The following is a 20,245-nucleotide window of genomic DNA, read 5'->3' on the forward strand; positions in this document are numbered from 1 at the left end:
TTTTTAAGGGGTAACGACTACTAGAGCCGCTTGAATAAATCCTTCAGTACATCAATGGTAATCACTTCCTGCCAGTTTTCACCAATGGCGTGCAGCCACATGTGGGGCAGATTGTAGGAAACGTGAGCCATTTTGGTAATGGTTTCGTCGTCCCATTCCTTGGCCAGTCCCTGCGGCAAAGTTACGTTAAAACGTTTCACCATCTGCTTAAACTCGGCAACCCCCTCGGGATAGTAATCCTCCAGATGGTTCATGATTAAACAGTTGGCGTAGCAGTGACGCGTACCCAGAATTTTCGACAGACCATAACTCAGGGCATGGCAAACGCCTACTTCCGAATACGTCAGACTTAGGCCACCCATGAGGGAAGCTACCATCAGTTTGTCGTCGTTTTCGGGCGTTTGTCCGGCATTTTCGCCTAAGTAAATATCCCGGCAAAGCTTCATGGCCTGCTCGGCGTAGGCGTGTGAGTAGGCGTTATTGAAGTGCCCATTTTCGGATTCGATACAGTGAATGTACGTATCCATCCCAGTATAGAACCACCAGTCGGTTGGTACCGTAGCAATCAGTTCGGGATCGAGTACCACCTGGTTAAATACGGTCCACTCACACTTCAAACCCAGTTTTTTAACCGGTCCCGTTAGTACCGCCGTCATCGAAACCTCGGCTCCGGTACCCGAAATGGTCGGTACACCGACGTGATACACGCCCGGTACTTTCACCAGATTCAGACCCTGATACAGCGTCGAAGAACCTTCGTTGGTCAGCATCAGCGACAGAGCTTTGGCAATGTCCATGACCGAACCACCGCCAATTCCGACGACACCCGAAGGAAGACCCTGTTTCGCCAGAATTTCGTCCCGCAGCGTATCAATCTGCTCGGTAGTAGGTTCGTGAACGTCTACGTCGATGAAGTATACTAGATCTTTGGCTTCCGCGGGGATCCGGGTTTCAAGTTCCTTCCCTTTGAAGTACTGGTCTACAATGAAGACGAAATATTGATTATTTTCGGTCCGCTTGGGAGCCAGAATATCGCCCAATTGACTGAAACTGCCCCGTCCGTAAACGGTTTTTTCAATTCCTTTGAAATTCTTATGCATGGTACTATTGTTCAATTATCATTCAGGATTGGCTTTAGGGAAATTATTCCCAAACCATGGGTAAAGCATAATCCTGGAAAAAACGATCTTTCGAAGCTACCGTTAGCTGTTCAGTCAACGCCTGAGCAATAATGATGCGATCGAAAGGATCTTTATGAAAAAGAGGCAATTGTTGAAGAGTCAGTAAATGTTCAAATTCGATCGGAATAATCTGAAAATTATTCCGATCAATGAAATCGAAAACTCCCGTAGGCTGGTGCCTAACTCAAGCTTTCCCAGACTCAGCTTAATACTAATTTCCCAGAGGCTCGCTACACTCAAATAGCATCGGTTATCGAAGCTTTTGATTTGCTCTCTTAGTTTTACTGGCAACGATTCATCACCGCCATAAAACCAGAGCAAAGCATGAGTATCCAGTAATACGTCCATTCTTAGCGATATTCTTCGAACGCTTCCAGGGGGTCATCAAAGTCGTTACTCAGGTGTACTTTACCTTTCGCATAACCATACTCCCGTTCGTTTAGCGTAGACTCCCGGTCCATTTTCGCTTTCAAAAACTGGACAAAGTGCTCCACCTCCTGCTGTAATTCAGGACTGAGGGATCGGATTTCGGATAACAAGGTTGTACTTAACATCGTAATATGCTTTAAATGCCTTTCCGTTGCTAACTCTTCACTGCTTAGGCTTCTACCTGCTGTACTTTTTGTACCGCTGCAGACACCTTTTCAATCAGCGTGTCGATTTCTGCGTAAGTCCAGGTAACGCGGATTCCGAACGAAATCAGCCGACCAATGACTTCCTGTGATTTGGGAATGTCCAGATTTGCGTAATCCTGCGGAGCACCGAATTTCTCCACGCCCAGACGAGCCGCCGTACGCATTTCTTTCAGGTGATCCCACTGGTTGATAAAGTGGTACATATTGGTATACCAGTAGTTGAAGCCTCCCACGCCCGCGGCGTTCAGTTCAGCCACTACTTTACCCGCCGTTTCCGTATCGGGCAGCAGCAGGTTCAGGAACGTTGCTGAATCGCCCGATGGGTCTGGAATGGTGGCGAAGGATACACCGGGCACTTGCCCCAGTTTCTCCATCAGGTATTTTTTGTACTCGTTATTTTTTTCGCGTACGTAAGGTACCCGCTGGGTTTGTACTTTTCCGATGGCGGCGTGTAATTCCGAAATGCGGAAGTTGAAACCAATCACGGGATGTTGTTCCATCCCCCGGTTGTTACCAACGTGGTCGTGACCGTGGTCGGAGTAGCTGTCGGCCAGCTTATAAATTCGCTCATCGTTCGTGACCATCACGCCACCTTCGGCGGCCGTCGCGATTTTGAAGAAGTCGTAGGAATAGGCTCCGGCTACACCCCATAGGCCCGTCGATACACCTTTGTAGCTGGCGGCCATGGCTTGTCCGGCGTCTTCCACCAGAATCAGGTTGTGCTCTTTTACCACTTCCATAATGGAATCCATGTCGGCCATTTGACCACACATGTGCACCAGACAGATGGCTTTCGTATTTGGCGTCAGAGCCTTACGGATGCCTTCTGCACTCAAACACAGCGTTTCATCCACCTCAGCGAACACGGGAATAGCTCCGGCAATCAGTACGGCTTCCACCGTGGCGATGTACGTAAAGGGGGGAACGATTACTTCGTCACCCGCACCGATACCCGCCGCAGCCAGGGCACATTGTACGGCCGTTGAACCGGAGGATACCGCGTGAGCATACTTGGCTCCGACCAGTTTACAAACCTCCGCTTCAAATTCGCGGGCTTTCCAGATGTTATTGCGTTGAGCATCGTGGTTATAACGGAAGAACATTCCGGTTTCCAGTACATCATTAATTTCCTGGCGTTCTTCTGCTCCGTATAGTTCGGTACCTGGCATAATCTATTGTTTTCTGTTTTTACGGTTTTTCACTGTTCAGCAAACTTCCCTTTTTCGGGGAAATTTGTACGCCTGCAAAAGTAGACATTCTCCGGGACAAAGGTTGATTTGCTTTTGACTTATTCCGGGAATAGCCGCTCGGCTAAGCCTCTATTTTTTCGATGGTACTCCGTTCCAGTTCAACGAAATCAAAGGCGTATGTATGTTTTTCATCCGTGGGATGCGTCTCCCGGCTGAGTTCATGCCATTCCGCTGAATCCAGTTTAGGAAAGAAAGTATCGCCTTCCACGGATGCCTGTACTTCCGTCAGATGAATCCGATCCGTGAGCGGTAAGGCCTGTTGGTAAATTTCGGCTCCGCCAATGATGTACACGTCGGATTCGGTACGAATGGCCTCCTCCAAGGAAGAGACGACGATACAGCCCGGTGCCTCGTAGTTTTCATTCCGGGTAATAATCACATTGGTACGATTGGGCAACGGTTTTCCGATGGATTCATACGTTTTCCGACCCATCACCACGGTATGGCCCGAAGTGAGTTTTTTAAACTGCTTCAAATCATCCGGCAGATGCCATAACAGTTGATTATCTTTTCCAATGGCTCCATTTTCAGCCACCGCTACGACGAGGTGTATCATTTTTGTTTTTAGTTGTTGGTTGATGGTTTTTAGTTGTTGGTTTTAGATTGTGATACCTTTCTCTTATACTCCATCAACGAACAACTAAAAACCATCAACCCCAATCAGCATTCCGTCATACTCAGGGCCAAACCGGCTTCTGAGGTTTCCTTGTATTTCTGCGACATGTCGCGGCCCGTGGCCCGCATGACTTTTAGTACGCTATCCAGAGATATTTTCTGGTACGAAGGATCACTGGCCATCGCTAGCAAGTACGCATTGTAAGCCTTTACGGCTCCCATCGCGTTGCGTTCGATGCAGGGAATTTGCACGTACCCGCCAATCGGGTCGCAGGTCATGCCCAAGTGGTGTTCGATCCCAATTTCGGCGGCGGCTTCTACCTGACCGATACTGCCGCCCGCCGCGTAGACCAGCATGGCCGCACCCATCGCCGAAGCCGTCCCGATTTCGCCCATACAACCCATTTCTGCTCCGGAGATACTCGCATTGTGTTTCACCAGAAAGCCAATGGCGGCGGCGGCCAGTAAGCCTTCCCGCATTTTCTGGGGCGAGTAATGGAAGTGATGTTTCATCAGATACGTCAATCCCGGAAATACGCCGGAAGCTCCCGACGTAGGAGCCGTGACGACGATACTACCCGCCGCATTCTCCTCCGAAGCCGCCAGGCAATAGGCGTTCAGAAACATCAGAAAACTATCGGAAGTCAGGGAGTGTTTTTTGGCTTGTTCGTACACCAGTGGAGCTTTCCGCTGAAGTTTGATTTTTCCGGGTAGCGTTCCTTTCGCCCGTAAGCCGCGTTTCACGGCCTTTTCCATCGCTTCAATAATGAAATCCAGCTTTCTATTGATTTCCTTTTCGGTTAGACCCGTCAGTGATTTTTCATTCTGAATCATCAGCGACGCTAGCGTTAATCCCGATGTGCGTAAATGCGTGGTGAGGCCTTCCATATGCTCGTAGGGAAAACGAGCTTCGGTCTCTCGCGTCCCTTCCATTGGCTGCCCTTTTCGCTGAATGAAGCCCCCGCCCACTGAATAGTACTCATGTTCCAGCAACACCTGTTGTGAAGCATCCGTCAGTTTAAGAACCATCGTATTCGGGTGCGGAAAATCCGTTTTCCCCCGGTGGTAGATAAAGTCGGCTTCCCCTACCCGAATTTCGCCGGGTACGGGCAACCTATACGTCTGGTCCGGCTTGGTCATCAGCTCCAGCAGGGCTTTCGGGTCGCAGGTATCGGGCAGCCAGCCCAACAATCCGCCCAGAATGGCCCGGTCGGTACCATGACCTTTGCCCGTTGCCGAAAGGGATCCGTATAAATGAATTTCTACGGAAGTTCCAGGCTGTTCTTCTTTTCGGATTTCCTGAAGAAAATCGTACGCTGCTTTCATGGGGCCAATCGTGTGCGAACTCGAAGGACCCGGTCCTACTTTAAATAGGTCAAATACAGAGGTGGTAATCATATAATATACCGTCAGGTATGTCGATGAAGTAGTATAAAACGTGTAAACTGCGTACGGATTCGAAATTAAAGTTTGCCCTGCATTCCCCGGAGGAACTCTTCAATACCCATGCGTTTCTTGCCTTCCAGCTGTAGTTCGTCGATCGCCAGCCAGCCGTCGCTGCAGCGGAATTGCAGATACGTTTTGTGATCGGTTCGGTAACTGCCGGGTTCGGCTGTATCCGTTTGTTCCGCAAAGGAAGCCCGGTATACTTTACAATTTTTGCCGAGAAGCGTAGTCCAGGCCGCCGGATACGGCGACAAACCCCGGATGTGATTCCGAACGGAAGTAGCGGATTGCTGCCAGTTGATCTCGCAGGTTTCCTTAAAAATCTTCGGAGCCATCTTGATTTCTTCGGCTTCCGGTTGCGGAATCTGCGGATACTCGCCCGCTTCAATGGCCCGAACGGTTTTCAGTACCAATTGCCCTCCCCGTTTCATCAGTCGCTCGTACACCAATCCTACCGTATCGTCCTCGCTAATGGGTTCTTTTTCCTGAAAAATCAGTGGACCCGTATCAATCTCGTGTTGCAGAAAGAACGTCGTTACCCCCGTTTCCGTTTCACCGTTCATCAAGGCCCAGTTAATCGGAGCGGCTCCGCGGTATTGCGGTAATAACGAGGCATGTAGGTTAAACGTACCTTTAGGCGGCATATTCCATACCACTTCGGGTAACATCCGAAAAGCAACGATGACCTGAAGGTCGGCTTGATAACTTTTGAGTTCTTCCAGAAACTCCGGGTTTTTCAGTTTCTCGGGTTGTAATACGGGCAATCCCACCGATACGGCGTATTGCTTCACGGGCGACTGCTGTAATTGTTGGCCCCGTCCGGCGGGCTTGTCGGGAGCCGTCACGACCGCCACTACTTCGCACTGGTTTTCCACTAGGGTGCGTAAGCTTTCGACGGCAAATTCGGGCGTTCCCAGAAATATAATTCTCATGCGTGCGTACGTCTTTAAAGTCTAAGTACAAAAATCCCCAAAGAGTGCCCAACAATTGGTATCCTGTCGGCATGAAGCACTTTTTTTCTGCACAAACATAAGCACTTTTAAACGGACCGCTTCAAGCTTTATAACCGCTTTCAGGCCCCCTGCTCTTCCGAAAAGACTTACGATTTCACTTGCTTTTGGCGATAAATGTGCTAATTTTGTTCATCCAATAACAAAGCAGCTGTTAGGTAGTAGATAGAAGCGGTTGCTGTTGGAACTTCGGCGAGAAGATTGACTCTGTAAAGTAAGCCCAGGGGCTTTGTCAGCAGAACGATCTTGTCACCGTTCTTTTTTTTTGTCGTTACGTTAGAAGTCCCAAGCACAGGCATACTGAAGATCAGGCCGTTATTCACTACACTGCCTGATTTTTATCCTGTGCTTACTCGTTCTAACTCAACCAATAGCCTCTTGGCAGAGAGCTAGTAAAAAACGTTAAACCTATAAAATTAGATTACTGATTATGGGAAATATAGCCTATTACACGGAAGAAGGTCTAAATAAGCTGAAAGCCGAATTACACGAACTGAAAACCAAAGGCCGTTCGCATATTGCTCATCAGATTGCGGAAGCCCGTGATAAGGGCGATTTGTCCGAAAATGCAGAATACGACGCAGCAAAAGAAGCTCAGGGTTTGCACGAATTGAAAATTGCGAAACTCGAGCAACTGTTAGCCAATGCCCGTATTTTGGATGAGTCCATTATTGATAGCTCAAAAGTAGCCATCATGTCAACTGTGAAAATTAAAAACAAGCGGAACAACATGATTGCAACCTATACACTAGTAGCTGAAACGGAGGCTGACGTGAAAACGGGCAAGATTTCCGTGCAATCGCCTATTGGCAAAGGATTGCTGGGCAAACAAGTAGGTGAAATGGCCGAAGTATCGTTGCCTAATGGAAAAGCGGAATTTGAAGTGCTCGAAATTTCCCGTTAAGTAAGGCTTAATCTTTACTGCAAACGAGGTTTGATCTGGGATCAAACCTCGTTTTTTTATACCCTTAGCCCCTTGCAAAACCGTCACCTTTGGCTACTTTACGCTGTTCTGTTTATTTTTGGACGGCATACCTATTCTATGTTACGTAAACCTCGTTACCATGGCTTCTATCTTCACGCGAATCATTCAGGGCGAAATTCCCGCTCATAAAGTATACGAAGACGATCAGTATCTGGCCTTTCTGGATATTTCACCACTCACCGAAGGACATACTCTGGTGGTACCTAAGAAAGAAGTAGATTACATTTTTGATCTGGACGATGCTACACTGACGGGCCTGATGCTAGTCGCGAAAAAATTAGCTCCGGCCATTCAGAAAGCCTGTCCCTGTCTGCGGATTGGCGTAAGCGTCATTGGTCTGGAAGTACCGCATACCCACGTCCACCTGATTCCCATGCAGTCCATGCGGGACATGAATTTTTCGAACCCCAAACTACAGTTCTCCCCGGATGAACTGGCTGCTACGGCCAGTCGCATCAGAGCTAATGTGTGAGCTATGCAATACTATATTCAGGCGTATGACTTTACGGACGAAAACGCCCTTATTCGCCGTATGCAGGCCCGACCGGCCCATTTGCAACGCATGCGGGAATTAAAACAAGCGGGTCACTTCATCATGGGCGGAGCCATTCTCTCCGACGCCGGAGCGATGATTGGATCGGTTATCATTATGGATTTTCCGGAAGAATTCATGCTGATGAAGTGGTTGGAAACCGAACCCTATTTGCTGGAGAAAGTCTGGGATCGGATTGAAATTAAACCCTTTCGGCAAGCCGAAGTCTAGTTCGTTTTTACCGGAACATGCGGTCTATTTAGGGTTTTCTGTATATTCGTCGTCTCTCTTGTATAAAACCTGTTTATGAATAGACGTTCCATGCTGAAGAAAACGGCTTCAGCAGCCACGGTAGCAGCACTTCCTACCCTGGGTACTTCTCTGGAGGCAGCGGCCTCACCTTTGCTTAAATTAAAAGGCAATATCAAACATTCCGTATCGCGGTGGTGCTATGGCTCGATTCCACTCGATGAATTCGCTCAGGCTTGTAAAACCATTGGCATCGAATCCATCGAGTTGACCGGTCCGAGTGAATGGCCTACGCTGGCCAAATACGGCTTGACTTCTGCCCTGGGGCAAGCTGACAAATGGCCGGATGGTACGGGGTTGACAAGCTTTTTCAACAATCCTAAAAACCATGATAAGCTGGTTGATCTGTACGAAAAGCTTATTCCTGAGGCAAAGGCCGCTGGCGTTACTAATCTCATTTGTTTTTCAGGTAACCGAAATGGTCTGGATGACTACCAGGGTATTCTAAATTGCCAGAAAGTGCTCAAGCGGATCATGCCGACGGCGGAAAAAAATGGCGTTACGCTTACCATGGAATTGCTCAGTTCCCGCCACTCGCACCCAGACTATCAGTGCGATACTGTACAATGGGGTTCGGCTCTGTGCGAAACAGTAGGTTCTGAACGTTTCAAACTACTTTACGATATCTTCCATATGCAATCCATGCACGGCGATCATATTCGTAACATTCAGCGGTACGGACAGTATATCAGCCATTACCATACGGGCGGTATGCCCAACCGTACGGAAATCGACGATCGTCAGGAAATTTATTATCCGGCCATTATTAAAGCACTCGTGGCGACGGGTTATAAAGGATACATTGGTCAGGAATTCGTTCCAACCCCTAAAGATAAAGCCGGTATGCTCGAGTCCCTCAAGCAGGGCGTTCTGATTTGTGACGTTTAAAACTCAAGCTTGTTAATGCCTTCAGAGGAGCCTTTTCAGGTTCCTCTTTTTTTGCTTTATTTCTTACGAACCTGCCGTTTGAATCGGCATTCCCTACGCCTGTTCTTCGCACTACTCTCCGAACGTTTTTTCGGAAAAAACGTAAAACAGAACCATTCAGAGGTACTTCCCCGTACGCCATTTTTTCAAAATCCTGCTGCTTTTGCAGATCAGCCGCTGTTTACTACGGTTGATCGAATTAGGTCCTTCTACCCCTGTTTCAGACTCCATCTTTGTAGAGTCAAACGGCAGATAATCGGCATGTATCGCAATGCTAACCTTCTCGAGCCGTAAGGTCTAAACACGAGTTACGCAATCGTTTGTACCGCTCATTTGCTCTATCAACTTTATGAAACCACTTCAATCCATTGTTCGTATTGGAAGTATTGTTTTACTTGTATGGATCGGTTTTGGTGCTACTTACGCACAGCAACTCGCCGCAACGGATAAAAACACACGGACGCTTCGAGGTTACGTTCGGGAAGCTCAAACGGGATCAGCCCTGCCCGGCGTAACGGTATCCATCGCCAGCTTGGGTATTGGTACTACTACGGACGTGAATGGTTATTATTCACTCGCCTTACCCGGTCGGCCCTTCGTGAAAATCGCTTTCTCGTTTATTGGTTACAAAACCGAAAGCATGGCCACCGATATTACTTCCAACGTGGATTTGAACGTTGAGATGCAGGCACAGCATACAACCTTGAAAGAAGTGGTCGTAAAAAGTCACTCCGGTACGTCAAGCAAAGTTTCTGAATCGGTACAAATGTCATCTGTTTCAGTACCCATTCAGCAAATCAAAGAAATTCCTTCGCTTCTGGGCGAAAAAGATATTATTAAAACCCTGCAATTGATGCCGGGGGTACAGAAAGGTGCGGAAGGTTCGACGGGTATGTACGTTCGCGGCGGTGGCCCGGATCAAAACTTGGTCTTACTCGACGACGCTCCGATCTATAATACCTCGCACTTGTTTGGCTTTTTCTCACTCTTTAACGGCGATGCCATTCAATCCGTCAACCTGACGAAAGGTGGATTTGCCGCTCACCACGGCGGTCGTTTATCTTCCATTATTGAAATGGATATGAAAGACGGCGATCAACACAAAGTACACGGCGAAGGTGGAATTGGGCTGATCTCTAGTCGTTTTACGCTCGACGGACCTTTGAAAAAAGGAAAATCCTCCTTCCTCGTATCCGGACGCCGTACCTACGCGGATCTGGTATTGAGTCCATTCGTCGCTGAAATGAAAAACAATACGGGTTATTTTTACGATTTGAACCTGAAAGCCAGCTTCGACGTAACGCCCGATGATTACGTAAGCATCAGTGCCTACACGGGCAACGACCAATTTAAGTACAAAACGAATAGCAAACTTTCTAACGAAAGCGGAAGCCTCAACTGGGGTAACACCGCAGCTACCTTACGCTGGAAGCACCGTTTTAGTCCGGGACTTTCGCTGACAACATCGGCAGTATACTCGCAGTATCATTCCTTAGCTCGCATGAACCGCGACGTCGTCAATGAGGAAGAAAAAACTACTTATCACCTTAATAATCAGTCTGACATTCGGGATCTGATTTTCAAATCAGATGTAACCTGGGTTCTCAGTGCTCAGCACGTAATTAAAACGGGTCTCACGGGTACTTCTCACCTGTTTACTCCTGCAAGCACGACGACCGTAGGTAACCAGCATGAAACCGTTACTGGTAATGCCGTACAGTTGAAAGGCCTGGAAGGAGCCGTTTATGTAGAAGACACGTACAGCCCTATTCCAGCCCTGAAAATCAATGCGGGCTTACGCGTAAGTGGATTTCAGGGTGAAACCAAAACGTACGTACAGCCTGAACCCCGTCTGGCCATTGCGTATACCATGCCTTATAATTGGGCGATAAAAGCTTCCTACGCCAGCATGAGTCAGTATGTGCATTTGCTTACGAACTCAGGCATTGGCCTTCCTACGGATTTGTGGATTCCGGCCTCCGATCATACGGCTCCTCAGTTTTCGCAACAGGTTGCATTTGGTATTGCGAAAGACATGCGTTCGGGTCTAAGCTTTACGGCCGAAGGGTTTTACAAAATCATGGACAATATGGTGGCTTACAAAGAAGGCTCTAGCTCACTTTCGTTCGGTACCGCCAATGCCGGTAATTGGGAAAATCAGATTACGCAAGGGAAAGGTTGGAGTTACGGAGCAGAGTTTCTGTTACAGAAAAAGACGGGCCGCTTTACGGGCTGGGCTGGGTATACGCTCTCTTGGACGCAGCAACAGTTTGACGAACTGAATTTTGGCAAGAAATTCTGGGCTCGTTACGACCGTCGCCACGATGTTTCACTGGTAGGAATTTACCACCTTAACAAAAACGTAACGTTATCGGCTTCTTACGTGTACGGTACGGGTCAGGCTATGACACTGCCCAAGGGACAGTACTGGATCCAGGGAAATTCTTCAGTAAAAACGTTGGGTGAGACGAAAAACTACTACACCGGACGGGTATTTCAAGAGTTTGGTCAACGGAATAATTTTCGGGCCGCCGCTTATCAGCGATTAGACGTAGGCGTGCAATTTCATAAAGCTAAAAACGGTCACGAACGTACGTGGGAAATCAGCCTGTACAACGCTACGAACCATCAAAACCCCTTCTTCTACTACTTCGACGCTACGGATGTTTCTACAGTAGCTGGAAAGAAGAATATGGTAAACTCATTGAAGCAGGTTACATTATTTCCGGTATTACCGAGCGTTTCCTACAACTTCAAATTTTAGTAAAAGCAGTTTCATAATAATAGAGCAGATTACGGAAAAGGGAGAGGATATTCCACTCTCTTTTTTTGTTTATATACCTATCGACTACTCGTCCCGGAGCGTCCTCTATCTTTCTAGCTTTCCTTCGTTTTCTCTTGACATAGCTCATTTTTGTAGTAATGCTTGAATTATCTTGTAGTAGTACTTCTACATTTCTTACCAAAAAAGGGGCCTTTCCAGCCATTCAGGGGCCTTTTTTTGAAATATCAATTTCAAACAGCCCTGCACAATTACCAAATACAGACTATATCTTACACTTGATCGAATTGAAAAAGATAGCCCTGAAAATTCTGCCATATTTGTAATGTCAAAGGACAACAAGTAGATTTAAAAGTAAGCAAAAGATTAATTTACGAAGACGTTTCGAGCGTATAGTATGAAGCGTCACCCCCTTAAATCGTTCGCTTTTCTCCGCCAGGGTGTTTCTGCCCAACGAAGCGACCAATACTCCGCCAAGAAATGATTCCTTAGCAGACCTAACGGTCGCGATGCGATTCATACCAACAATTTATACCGATTAGAAACAGCTGCTCATTGCAGAGACCGCTACTCTCTCGCTTAACAGTTGTGTTTCAGCCTCAGTTTGGCTCCTGAAGCTGTTCGTGTACGCCACTCAGTCACTTGTAATCATTTAACATCATCAGACTTCCACCATAAGTCTGCCGGTAATACTACTGCCCAACTGCTCATTATTAACGACTTTTCGAAACAGAACTATGAAAGCTTTCTCTATCGTAATTGCTCTTTTGATTGTATTAGGCATGACTTCCTGCGTTAAACAATCTGACGATATCACGATCACTAGCAACCCAAAATTGATCGTAGAATGCTATCTGAACCCTACGGATTCTGATATCATAGCCACTGTGAATGAAAATCGCCCTATCACGGGTGAAGGCAGCGGCAGCCGTAGTACGACTAACCCCGTACTGGATGCCACCGTTTTGTTATCCGATGGAAGCAAAGAAGTAAAGCTGACGAACACTAAAAATAATATCTATAAGATTCAGGCTAAAGACTTTATGCTAATTGCTGGTCGTACGTATACGCTCAAAGTAACGGCCCCTGGATTACCCGCAACGGAAGCGACCTGTACCATCCCGAGTATGCTTCATGCCTTGGATGCAAAAGATAGTGAACTGAGCTACGAACAAGCTGACGCATCAACGTATAACGTATACCGTAAGAGAAGCTTAAGCTGGACTATTGCTGAATCCAGTCAGACGAACTACTACATGGTAGGTAGTGGCGAAGGTACTCCCGTTAAAATTAAAACCCTTAAAGGCGACTCTACTTGCGTTCGTTTGAAAAATGCCGCGGTCATTGCCTTCCTGGATAATTCAAAAGCCACCAATCAGCACGTTACGACGGGTACGCTAAGTTTTCTGCTCGGTAAGGCAACCAGCAAAACCGATCAAAAGATTACGAGTGCGGCTCCCATGTATTCGTTCGTCTATCACGTAGACCACAATTACTACGAGTTTTTCCGTACCGTAAAATTACAGCGTGAAGTAGGTGACAATCCTTTCGCTGAGGCAGTACCCGTGTACTCTAACATTCAAAATGGTCTAGGTGTATTCGGTGCGTATGTGGTACAGGTAAAAAGTTTGTAACAACACCAATACATTTACATAGAAAACCCCGGCTTGGTAAGGCCGGGGTTTATTTTTGGGTATAAACGAAGCATTACAAGGCTTCCAACACCTGTCGGATTTCTTCCCAGTTCTTGAGTTTTAATTTTCGCTGGCTAGCGATTTCTTCGATCCGGCTGGCCTGCTCAGGTAATGCTTCTAGTACCGACTTTTTATCTTTCTTGACGCGGATGATTTTCTGGTCGGGTCGGTACACGTAGTACATCTCGTTAAAATCAAAACGCTTTTTCTTCGTAGCCGAATTAAAACTGGTCACATCCAGCAGGGTAGCTTTGGTATATTTCAGCAGCTTTATGGAGCCTTTGCTTAGTACTTGATAGAAACTCTTGGCTGTTTGCTGATCAACCGCAGGAAAGCCATTCTGAAAGTATACGCCACTGGTTGTGTCGCCGAGTGTAAACGCGGCCAACTCGAGTTTGGGGTTGAACCGCTTTTCTCCCTCCTGAAATTCTGGTCGATCGGTCGAGACATTGTAGTTCAGCTTTTCAGCCGTATACCACTTTCCTGCCGTCGTTTTCAGAAAACCCTTTGGCCATTCTTCCATCAAATACGGCTGGTTCTCATATTCGGTATACGTTCCCACGGCAATTTGATTTCCCCCTTCAATTTTATTGGCTCCAAACTGATTGGTATTAACCTGCCCCCAGACGGGTATGGCCCAAGCCCAGGCGAAAAGCCAGCCGTATGTTTTCATCATTCCTAGCTATTTTTTTGAATCAATTGCTGTACTTGTGAACGAAACTGGTTGCCCCGATCTTCATAATTCTTGAACAAATCAAAACTGGCACAGGCGGGTGATAATAGTACCACATCGCCCGCAGTAGCCTGTTCATAGCCCCAGGCAACGGCCTGTTCGATTTGTTGCGTTTCCAAAATCACGGGTACTTTTCCAGCAAAGAACGTTTGAAGTTTCGTATTGTTCGTTCCTAGACAGATCAGCACCTTTACTTTTTCACTTACCAGACTTTCAATTTGCGTGTAATCATTGCCTTTATCAACGCCTCCCATAATTAGAATCAGCGGCTCAGCATAGCTACCCAAAGCAAAGAATACTGAATCAACGTTGGTCGCTTTGGAATCATTTATGAAACGAATACCTTGCAGTTCTCCGACGGGTTCAAGGCGGTGCGGAGCATTTTGAAACGTTCGCAGGCCTTCGCGAATTGTTTCATTGGAGACCTCCAGCGAAAGAGCGGCCAAGACAGCACAACTTGCATTCAAGGCATTGTGGGTACCCGCAATGGGCAAATCCGCTAATGCTATTTCGAACTCCTGCGTCGCCGTACGAGCGATGAGCTGAGTATCAGTGATAGACACTCCCTTAGCTAGCTGTGTCTGGGTCGAAACAGGCAAGGTTTGGGGAACAATAGTGCGTTTGCCCAATTCCTGAGCGATTGCTTCGCTTTCCTGCCAGTAAATGAACGTATCCGCCGGACCCATGTTCTGTAGGATACGAAACTTAGAATTGATATACTGCTGAAAATCGTACTGATAGCGGTCAAGGTGATCGGGCGTAATGTTGGTCAGAATTGCAATATCAGCCTTGAACTCAACCATGGAGTCCAGCATAAAGCTACTGATTTCCAACACATAATAGTCAAAGGCGTCGGTAATCACCTGTTTGGCGAAGCTATCCCCAATATTTCCAGCCAGACCTACGTTCAGTCCTGCCGTTTTTAGGAGGTGGTACGTCAACAGCGTAGTGGTGGTTTTTCCATTCGAGCCCGTAATCGCAATGAGACGGGCCTTGGTGAAGCGAGCGGCAAACTCAATTTCCCCAATGATCGGAATTTGTTTTTCCCGCAGGCTTTTAATTAAAGGAATATGATCGGGAATGCCGGGGCTTTTGATGACTTCATCCGCCTCGAAAATACGAGTTTCTGTATGTTGTTTTTCCTCAAATGGAATGCCGTGTTCAAGTAATTGGCTGCGGTACGCTTCACCGAGTTCGCTTTTATCGGATAGAAATACGCCGTAACCTTTAGCCTGAGCGAGTAAAGCGGCACCTACGCCACTTTCGCCGCCGCCCAAAACCACAATCTTTTTTGCCATGATGTTTGTATACGATCTGTTAGGGCGAATTTAAGGGCTGATTCCTGTTTTTCACAGGATGAGTACTCGATCCAGATCAGACTTCGGAAAGAATTGCCTTTGTACCAAAAAAATAGTCTGACCCGAAGATCAGACTATTTTTCTAGTAGTAGTCCATTCGTTTACTCTTCCTTTTTACGCATCAAACCCGTATGGTTAGCGGCCTTTACCACTAAAAATAGCACCCAGGCAATAATCATGAATTCAATCACTACCTGTAAAAAAGAACCGTAAGTAATGGCTACCTCGGGTTGCTTTGCCGCTTCGTTAGCCGCTTTCAATACCCATTTGGCATCTTTTAAGTCAACTCCTGCTAACAATAAACCGATGGGCGGCATCAGAATATCATTTACTAAAGCCGTAGTAATTTTTCCAAAGGCTGCTCCAATGACTACCCCAATGGCTAAGTCCAGAACATTTCCTTTGGCAATAAATTCTCTAAATTCCTTTAGCATGACGGTAAGGTTTTAAGGTACAAGCGATAACTGAGGACATTTCAAGAAGATCACTTAAAGGTATACAAAAATCCTAATCCCATGGATTGAGCATATTGAATTTTGGTAACCTGATCCTGATCGTATAAGGCAATCAAGTCAAAGTTGAAGTTAATGAACCGGTTGATCTTGGCCGTAATCTTTGCATCCAGCCGATTATCGATTGCCCCCAGGTCTTTAAAGCTGGCGAAAGCCTGGTAACGGAACTTCAGGTTTACATTCTTGAAGACGTCTTTATCGAAATTAGCTACCAGCTGCATTAAGGCTACTTCCGTTAAAGCTCGGTTGCCCCGCTTGACGCCGTAATTTTTAAAATCGTAGGGTGTACCACCTGCTTCTACTTCCGTAGCATTACGAGCATCGATCTCGCGGTACAAATCTTTATCAGCCAGAATGGTATGGCGTACGGAACCGGGCAGAAAGTTCAGATTAAAGTATGAAGTGGGTCGCCATTCAATACCGATAGCTTCCGTTAAAAAGAAAGGTGTAATCAGACCCGATATGTGCGGATACGTTTGATTGGCGTAAGCGTAATTAAAGTCAAAGCCATTGGCAAACTGAGTCAGTACGTTCAGGTTAGCGACAAAAGCCCAGATGGTATCCTGCCCTAATTTCCTCCCGTATTTGGAATCGAAAAACAGTCGATCGATGCTCTTTCTAAACTCCTGATTTTTGATTTTCTGAAAGCCAAACTGGCTCTGAAAATCATTCACCCAGCTATCCCGTTCTTTGCGATACTCGGCTTTGGCATTAAAAAATGTCCCTAAACCCAAGTTATTGACGCCCCCACCCTGCCAGTTATTACTAAAAGAACCTTGGTTAAAATTCAGGCCAAATTCTTTTTTCTTTCGCCAATACGTCGTGTCTTTTTTTACGGGAATAGGCTCTGTTTGGGCTTGAGCGAAGCAAGAAATCAGGCTTAAGAGTAGAAAATAAATCGTCTTTTGTGATACCATAAATTAGAAAAGCATTAGATAGGATATGAGCAAAAATATTTATTATTCTTAAAGAAGGCCAAATTTATCCCTAGAAATACTTAGAACTGAATTAAAAACAGTACAAAAAAAACGGCTTACGGAATGATCCGTAAGCCGTCAAAACGATACGCTAAAGAATTAAGCTAATGCAATACGCTTGAATTCTTTCACGGTCAATCCTTTTTGCGTTTTTTCCAGTAACTGGGCAATCGTGATTGAGCTATCTTTTACAAACTCCTGCGAAAGCAGCGTGTTCTCTTTGTAGAATTTCTCCAGACGGCCTTGAGCGATCCGATCGAGGATAGCTTCGGGTTTTCCTTCGGCACGAGCTTGCTCGCGACCGATTTCCAGTTCTTTCTCTGCCAACGTAGGATCCACGTCGTCTTTGCTTACGGCTACAGGTTTCATCGCTGCAATTTGCATGGCGATGTCTTTACCTACTTCCTGTACTTCAGCACCCTGAACGTTATTGAAAGCCAGCAGTACGCCTAATTTACCGTTTGAGTGAATGTAGCTAACCACTTGCTCAGCGTTCACGTTTTCGTAAGCACTGATAACGATTTTCTCGCCGATTTTACCAACCAGTTCCGTAATCGTTTCCTGGATCGTACGACCATCCGCTAAGGTATAAGCTGATAATTCTTCGATCGTAGCAGGATTTTTCTCAACGGCTGTATCGATGATGGCGTTAGCCAGGTTGCGGAAGTCTTCTACTTTAGAAACGGGTTCCGTTTCGCAAGCCAGAGCAACCAGTTTACCATTGGTACCGTCTTCGCTCAGTTTAACCAGGATAAGTCCTTCAGAAGTAGCGTTATCAGCCCGTTTTGCGGCCACTTTCTGGCCCGCTTTACGGAGAATTTCAATCGCTTTTTCAAAATCGCCATCGGCTTCAGAAAGAGCCTTTTTGCAATCCATCATCCCCGCACCAGTCATTTGGCGGAGTTTGTTCACGTCAGCAGCGGTAATTGCAGCCATTGTAGTGAGTTTGTTTTTACCGTGAAGTAGGGACGATTGTCCCAGATTATGAAATTAAGCTTTTGTTAAGAAGAGCGAAGCGTATTTGATTTGAATGCGTTTCAATGGTTTGAAGTTTAACGTTGACCCGTGTACGAGATTTCACTTTAAACCTTTTCAAAACCTTCTCCCCATCCAACCATTCTTCAAACTTCTAAACGGAATAGCCCAAAGCAAAAGCTCCGGGCTATTCACAGGGATCAAAGATCTAACCTAAGATTAGGCTTCTTCCTCCGTCGTTGCCGCAGGAGCTTCAGCTACGTCAGCACCTGAATCAACGGCCCGTTTGGCTTCTTCTTCTTCCTGAACGCGAGCATCGTCTTTATCTTGCTTACGCTCCATCAGACCTTCTTCGATTGCCTTACCAATCGCCAGCGTAATCAGGCTGATCGATTTGTAAGCATCGTCATTGGCAGGAATCGGGAAATCAACCAATTCGGGGTTAGAGTTGGTATCGCACATGGCGAATACCGGAATACCTAAACGCTGAGCTTCAGCCACGGCGATATGCTCACGCTTCACGTCAATCACAAACAGAGCTGCGGGCAGACGAGTCAGGTCAGCAATACCACCAAGTACACGCTCCAATTTATCTTTTTCGCGAGTAAGGACCAGTTTTTCTTTTTTGTTCAGGTTCGCTGACGTCGTCTCATCCTTAAGCATTTTCTCAAGTTGAGTCATTTTCTTCAACGACTTGCGAATCGTCGCGAAGTTAGTCAGCATACCACCTAACCAACGATCGGTTACGTAAGGCATCTTCAGGCGACGAGCTTCTTCCGAAACGATCTCCTGAGCCTGCTTTTTCGTAGCCACGAACATGATTTTGCGGCCTGAACGAACGATTGATTTGAGGGCGGTAGACGCTTCATCGAGAAGGGTTACCGTTTTGTTCAAATCGATAATGTGGATGCCGTTTTTCTCCATGAAGATGTAAGGAGCCATCTTCGGGTCCCACTTACGGGTCAAGTGACCAAAGTGTACACCGGCATCGAGGAGTTCTTTATAGCTTACTTGTGCCATTTTGTTGTTAAGTCAAAAAGGATGTAAAAAAAGCATGATTCGGCGTCGGACACTGCAAGCCTGAATCAGAGGCAAAAATGTTGTCAGTTTTTAGTTGATGGTTGATAGTTAAGCAACTACGAACCAGCAACTAACAACCACACTATTAACGCTTGCTGAACTGGAAGCGACGACGAGCTTTGCGACGACCTGGTTTCTTACGTTCCACCATACGATCATCACGCGTCAGGAAGCCAACTTTCTTCAGAGCCGTGTGGAATTCAGGGTTCACCTGATCCAACGCACGAGAGATACCCATGCGAAGAGCTTCGGCTTGACCGGCTACTCCACCGCCATCCAGGTTTGCTTTAATGTCATAAGCACCCAGGGTGTTGGTAGTAGTAAAAGGCTGGTTTACAACAATTTGGAGAACTTCAGAAGGGAAGTACTCCTTGAAATCGCGGCCGTTTACCGTGATCGTACCGTTACCCGGCGTCAAATAAACGCGAGCTACGGCAGTTTTCCGGCGGCCGAGCGTATTAATTACTTCTGCCATTGGTTTGGTATTCATTTACCGTTAATCGTAACCTAGTTTCTGGAACCTCAGTGTACATCTGTACTGAACCCCCACGAACCATTCACGAGCAACGAAAGATTACAATTCGATTTTCTTCGGTTGTTGAGCTTCGTGCGGATGGTTAGGGCCAGCATACACGTGCAGGTTCGTAAACAGGCGACGACCCAGACGCGTTTTCGGCAACATACCTTTTACGGCATATTCGATAACCCGAGCAGGAATTTTTTCCAAAACTTCCCGAGGCGTAGCAAAACGCTGTCCACCGGGGTGACCCGTGTGACGCACGTACTGCTTGTCAGTCATTTTGTTACCCGTCAGACGAATCTTGTCGGCGTTGATTACGATCACGTTATCCCCACAATCGATATGAGGCGTGTAGTTGGTTTTGTGCTTACCCCGCAGGATAGCGGCGATCTGGCTGGTCAGACGACCCAAGATCGCGTTTTCAGCGTCAACAATGACCCACTCCTTAGTTACGGTCGCTGGATTGGCTGAAACAGTTTTGTAGCTTAACTGGTCCACGATTAATTATCTTTGAATGTTTCCTCTTGATTTTCAGATACTTTTGGGCATCATAGCTGAAAAAGGGAGTGCAAATATAGCGGGTTTATTACTGAAATTCAAAGGCTTACTCCCTATTTTCCCGAAAAATCAAGTATTTTCTTTCCGATCAGCCCTGTGACTCAGCTCAAAACCATTAGGACCGAAAGCAAAAAGGGCCCGTACCTGAACGGACCCTTTATACTGT

Annotated in this window: 22 protein-coding genes; 6 read left to right on the top strand and 16 right to left on the bottom strand. The window is 46.6% G+C overall.

The window, feature by feature from the left end; translation table 11 throughout:
• Positions 1-20 precede the first annotated feature (20 nt).
• The 8 genes from C5O19_RS13070 to fmt form a co-directional block, all read right to left on the bottom strand.
• Positions 21-1,100: an iron-containing alcohol dehydrogenase family protein gene (locus C5O19_RS13070; RefSeq protein ID WP_104712861.1), complete on the bottom strand. Its 1,080-nt coding sequence runs from the start codon at positions 1,098-1,100 to the stop codon at positions 21-23.
• A gap of 43 nt (positions 1,101-1,143) precedes the next feature.
• Entirely contained in the window at positions 1,144-1,332 is a 189-nt protein-coding gene (locus tag C5O19_RS13075; RefSeq protein WP_104712864.1) for a type II toxin-antitoxin system VapC family toxin, read from the bottom strand.
• Positions 1,281-1,529, bottom strand: coding sequence for a type II toxin-antitoxin system VapC family toxin (locus C5O19_RS26530; RefSeq protein ID WP_394341776.1), 249 nt, complete (start codon positions 1,527-1,529; stop codon positions 1,281-1,283). Before C5O19_RS26530 ends, C5O19_RS13075 begins: the two co-directional genes overlap by 52 nt.
• Before the next feature lie 2 nt (positions 1,530-1,531).
• Entirely contained in the window at positions 1,532-1,735 is a 204-nt protein-coding gene (gene vapB / locus C5O19_RS13085) for a type II toxin-antitoxin system VapB family antitoxin (protein ID WP_104712866.1), read from the bottom strand.
• 44 nt (positions 1,736-1,779) lie between these two features.
• On the bottom strand, positions 1,780-2,985 hold the full coding sequence (locus C5O19_RS13090; protein ID WP_104712869.1) for a DegT/DnrJ/EryC1/StrS family aminotransferase: 1,206 nt from the start codon (positions 2,983-2,985) through the stop codon (positions 1,780-1,782).
• A gap of 142 nt (positions 2,986-3,127) precedes the next feature.
• Entirely contained in the window at positions 3,128-3,622 is a 495-nt protein-coding gene (locus tag C5O19_RS13095) for a dihydrofolate reductase (protein ID WP_104712872.1), read from the bottom strand.
• A gap of 104 nt (positions 3,623-3,726) precedes the next feature.
• Positions 3,727-5,079 carry an L-serine ammonia-lyase gene (locus tag C5O19_RS13100; RefSeq protein WP_104712874.1) on the bottom strand — a complete coding sequence of 451 codons (1,353 nt, stop codon included), beginning with the start codon at positions 5,077-5,079 and terminating at the stop codon, positions 3,727-3,729.
• A 65-nt stretch (positions 5,080-5,144) separates the two neighbouring features.
• Positions 5,145-6,059, bottom strand: coding sequence for a methionyl-tRNA formyltransferase (gene fmt / locus C5O19_RS13105; RefSeq protein WP_207766407.1), 915 nt, complete (start codon positions 6,057-6,059; stop codon positions 5,145-5,147).
• A 508-nt stretch (positions 6,060-6,567) separates the two neighbouring features.
• Between fmt and greA the strand changes: the two genes are divergently transcribed.
• The 6 genes from greA to C5O19_RS13145 all read left to right on the top strand — a co-directional run bounded on the left by greA (position 6,568) and on the right by C5O19_RS13145 (position 13,306).
• Positions 6,568-7,041 (top strand): transcription elongation factor GreA, encoded by a 474-nt coding sequence (gene greA, locus C5O19_RS13115; RefSeq protein ID WP_104712879.1) that lies wholly within the window; start codon positions 6,568-6,570, stop codon positions 7,039-7,041.
• Positions 7,042-7,201: 160 nt separating this feature from the next.
• Positions 7,202-7,594 (top strand): HIT family protein, encoded by a 393-nt coding sequence (locus tag C5O19_RS13120; protein WP_104712881.1) that lies wholly within the window; start codon positions 7,202-7,204, stop codon positions 7,592-7,594.
• A 3-nt stretch (positions 7,595-7,597) separates the two neighbouring features.
• Positions 7,598-7,885 (top strand): YciI family protein, encoded by a 288-nt coding sequence (locus C5O19_RS13125; protein ID WP_104712884.1) that lies wholly within the window; start codon positions 7,598-7,600, stop codon positions 7,883-7,885.
• A gap of 75 nt (positions 7,886-7,960) precedes the next feature.
• Positions 7,961-8,851 (top strand): hydroxypyruvate isomerase family protein, encoded by an 891-nt coding sequence (locus tag C5O19_RS13130; RefSeq protein ID WP_104712886.1) that lies wholly within the window; start codon positions 7,961-7,963, stop codon positions 8,849-8,851.
• Positions 8,852-9,239: 388 nt separating this feature from the next.
• Complete coding sequence (locus C5O19_RS13135) at positions 9,240-11,654, top strand: TonB-dependent receptor (protein ID WP_104712889.1); 2,415 nt, start codon at positions 9,240-9,242, stop codon at positions 11,652-11,654.
• A gap of 800 nt (positions 11,655-12,454) precedes the next feature.
• A complete protein-coding gene (locus tag C5O19_RS13145; RefSeq protein WP_243406409.1) occupies positions 12,455-13,306 on the top strand; it encodes a DUF4249 domain-containing protein in 852 nt (283 codons plus the stop codon).
• A 73-nt stretch (positions 13,307-13,379) separates the two neighbouring features.
• Here the strand turns inward: C5O19_RS13145 and C5O19_RS13150 are convergent, their stop codons facing one another.
• The 8 genes from C5O19_RS13150 to rplM form a co-directional block, all read right to left on the bottom strand.
• Entirely contained in the window at positions 13,380-14,042 is a 663-nt protein-coding gene (locus tag C5O19_RS13150) for a hypothetical protein (protein ID WP_104712895.1), read from the bottom strand.
• A gap of 2 nt (positions 14,043-14,044) precedes the next feature.
• On the bottom strand, positions 14,045-15,400 hold the full coding sequence (murD, locus tag C5O19_RS13155) for a UDP-N-acetylmuramoyl-L-alanine--D-glutamate ligase (RefSeq protein ID WP_104712897.1): 1,356 nt from the start codon (positions 15,398-15,400) through the stop codon (positions 14,045-14,047).
• Positions 15,401-15,558: 158 nt separating this feature from the next.
• Positions 15,559-15,891: a large conductance mechanosensitive channel protein MscL gene (mscL, locus tag C5O19_RS13160; RefSeq protein ID WP_104712899.1), complete on the bottom strand. Its 333-nt coding sequence runs from the start codon at positions 15,889-15,891 to the stop codon at positions 15,559-15,561.
• 50 nt (positions 15,892-15,941) lie between these two features.
• Positions 15,942-16,886 carry a DUF3078 domain-containing protein gene (locus C5O19_RS13165; protein WP_104712901.1) on the bottom strand — a complete coding sequence of 315 codons (945 nt, stop codon included), beginning with the start codon at positions 16,884-16,886 and terminating at the stop codon, positions 15,942-15,944.
• A 159-nt stretch (positions 16,887-17,045) separates the two neighbouring features.
• A complete protein-coding gene (tsf, locus tag C5O19_RS13170) occupies positions 17,046-17,882 on the bottom strand; it encodes a translation elongation factor Ts (RefSeq protein WP_104712903.1) in 837 nt (278 codons plus the stop codon).
• A gap of 258 nt (positions 17,883-18,140) precedes the next feature.
• Entirely contained in the window at positions 18,141-18,941 is an 801-nt protein-coding gene (gene rpsB, locus C5O19_RS13175) for a 30S ribosomal protein S2 (RefSeq protein WP_094809389.1), read from the bottom strand.
• A gap of 145 nt (positions 18,942-19,086) precedes the next feature.
• Positions 19,087-19,476 (bottom strand): 30S ribosomal protein S9, encoded by a 390-nt coding sequence (gene rpsI, locus C5O19_RS13180; RefSeq protein ID WP_094809387.1) that lies wholly within the window; start codon positions 19,474-19,476, stop codon positions 19,087-19,089.
• 99 nt (positions 19,477-19,575) lie between these two features.
• Entirely contained in the window at positions 19,576-20,019 is a 444-nt protein-coding gene (gene rplM / locus C5O19_RS13185) for a 50S ribosomal protein L13 (RefSeq protein ID WP_094809385.1), read from the bottom strand.
• Positions 20,020-20,245: the final 226 nt, after the last annotated feature.

The organism is Siphonobacter curvatus (assembly GCF_002943425.1).
In the GTDB taxonomy this organism is placed as follows: Bacteria; Bacteroidota; Bacteroidia; order Cytophagales; family Spirosomataceae; genus Siphonobacter; species Siphonobacter curvatus.

Excerpts from the sequence above, each read along its gene's own strand:
- C5O19_RS13070 (WP_104712861.1), bottom strand. The coding sequence starts at position 1,100 with ATGCATAAGAATTTCAAAGGAATTGAAAAAACCGTTTACGGACGGGGC.
- C5O19_RS26530 (WP_394341776.1), bottom strand. The coding sequence starts at position 1,529 with ATGGACGTATTACTGGATACTCATGCTTTGCTCTGGTTTTATGGCGGT.
- vapB (WP_104712866.1), bottom strand. The coding sequence starts at position 1,735 with ATGTTAAGTACAACCTTGTTATCCGAAATCCGATCCCTCAGTCCTGAA.
- C5O19_RS13090 (WP_104712869.1), bottom strand. The coding sequence starts at position 2,985 with ATGCCAGGTACCGAACTATACGGAGCAGAAGAACGCCAGGAAATTAAT.
- C5O19_RS13095 (WP_104712872.1), bottom strand. The coding sequence starts at position 3,622 with ATGATACACCTCGTCGTAGCGGTGGCTGAAAATGGAGCCATTGGAAAA.
- C5O19_RS13100 (WP_104712874.1), bottom strand. The coding sequence starts at position 5,079 with ATGATTACCACCTCTGTATTTGACCTATTTAAAGTAGGACCGGGTCCT.
- fmt (WP_207766407.1), bottom strand. The coding sequence starts at position 6,059 with ATGAGAATTATATTTCTGGGAACGCCCGAATTTGCCGTCGAAAGCTTA.
- greA (WP_104712879.1), top strand. The coding sequence starts at position 6,568 with ATGGGAAATATAGCCTATTACACGGAAGAAGGTCTAAATAAGCTGAAA.
- C5O19_RS13120 (WP_104712881.1), top strand. The coding sequence starts at position 7,202 with ATGGCTTCTATCTTCACGCGAATCATTCAGGGCGAAATTCCCGCTCAT.
- C5O19_RS13125 (WP_104712884.1), top strand. The coding sequence starts at position 7,598 with ATGCAATACTATATTCAGGCGTATGACTTTACGGACGAAAACGCCCTT.
- C5O19_RS13130 (WP_104712886.1), top strand. The coding sequence starts at position 7,961 with ATGAATAGACGTTCCATGCTGAAGAAAACGGCTTCAGCAGCCACGGTA.
- C5O19_RS13135 (WP_104712889.1), top strand. The coding sequence starts at position 9,240 with ATGAAACCACTTCAATCCATTGTTCGTATTGGAAGTATTGTTTTACTT.
- C5O19_RS13145 (WP_243406409.1), top strand. The coding sequence starts at position 12,455 with ATGACTTCCTGCGTTAAACAATCTGACGATATCACGATCACTAGCAAC.
- C5O19_RS13150 (WP_104712895.1), bottom strand. The coding sequence starts at position 14,042 with ATGATGAAAACATACGGCTGGCTTTTCGCCTGGGCTTGGGCCATACCC.
- mscL (WP_104712899.1), bottom strand. The coding sequence starts at position 15,891 with ATGCTAAAGGAATTTAGAGAATTTATTGCCAAAGGAAATGTTCTGGAC.
- C5O19_RS13165 (WP_104712901.1), bottom strand. The coding sequence starts at position 16,886 with ATGGTATCACAAAAGACGATTTATTTTCTACTCTTAAGCCTGATTTCT.
- tsf (WP_104712903.1), bottom strand. The coding sequence starts at position 17,882 with ATGGCTGCAATTACCGCTGCTGACGTGAACAAACTCCGCCAAATGACT.
- rpsB (WP_094809389.1), bottom strand. The coding sequence starts at position 18,941 with ATGGCACAAGTAAGCTATAAAGAACTCCTCGATGCCGGTGTACACTTT.
- rpsI (WP_094809387.1), bottom strand. The coding sequence starts at position 19,476 with ATGGCAGAAGTAATTAATACGCTCGGCCGCCGGAAAACTGCCGTAGCT.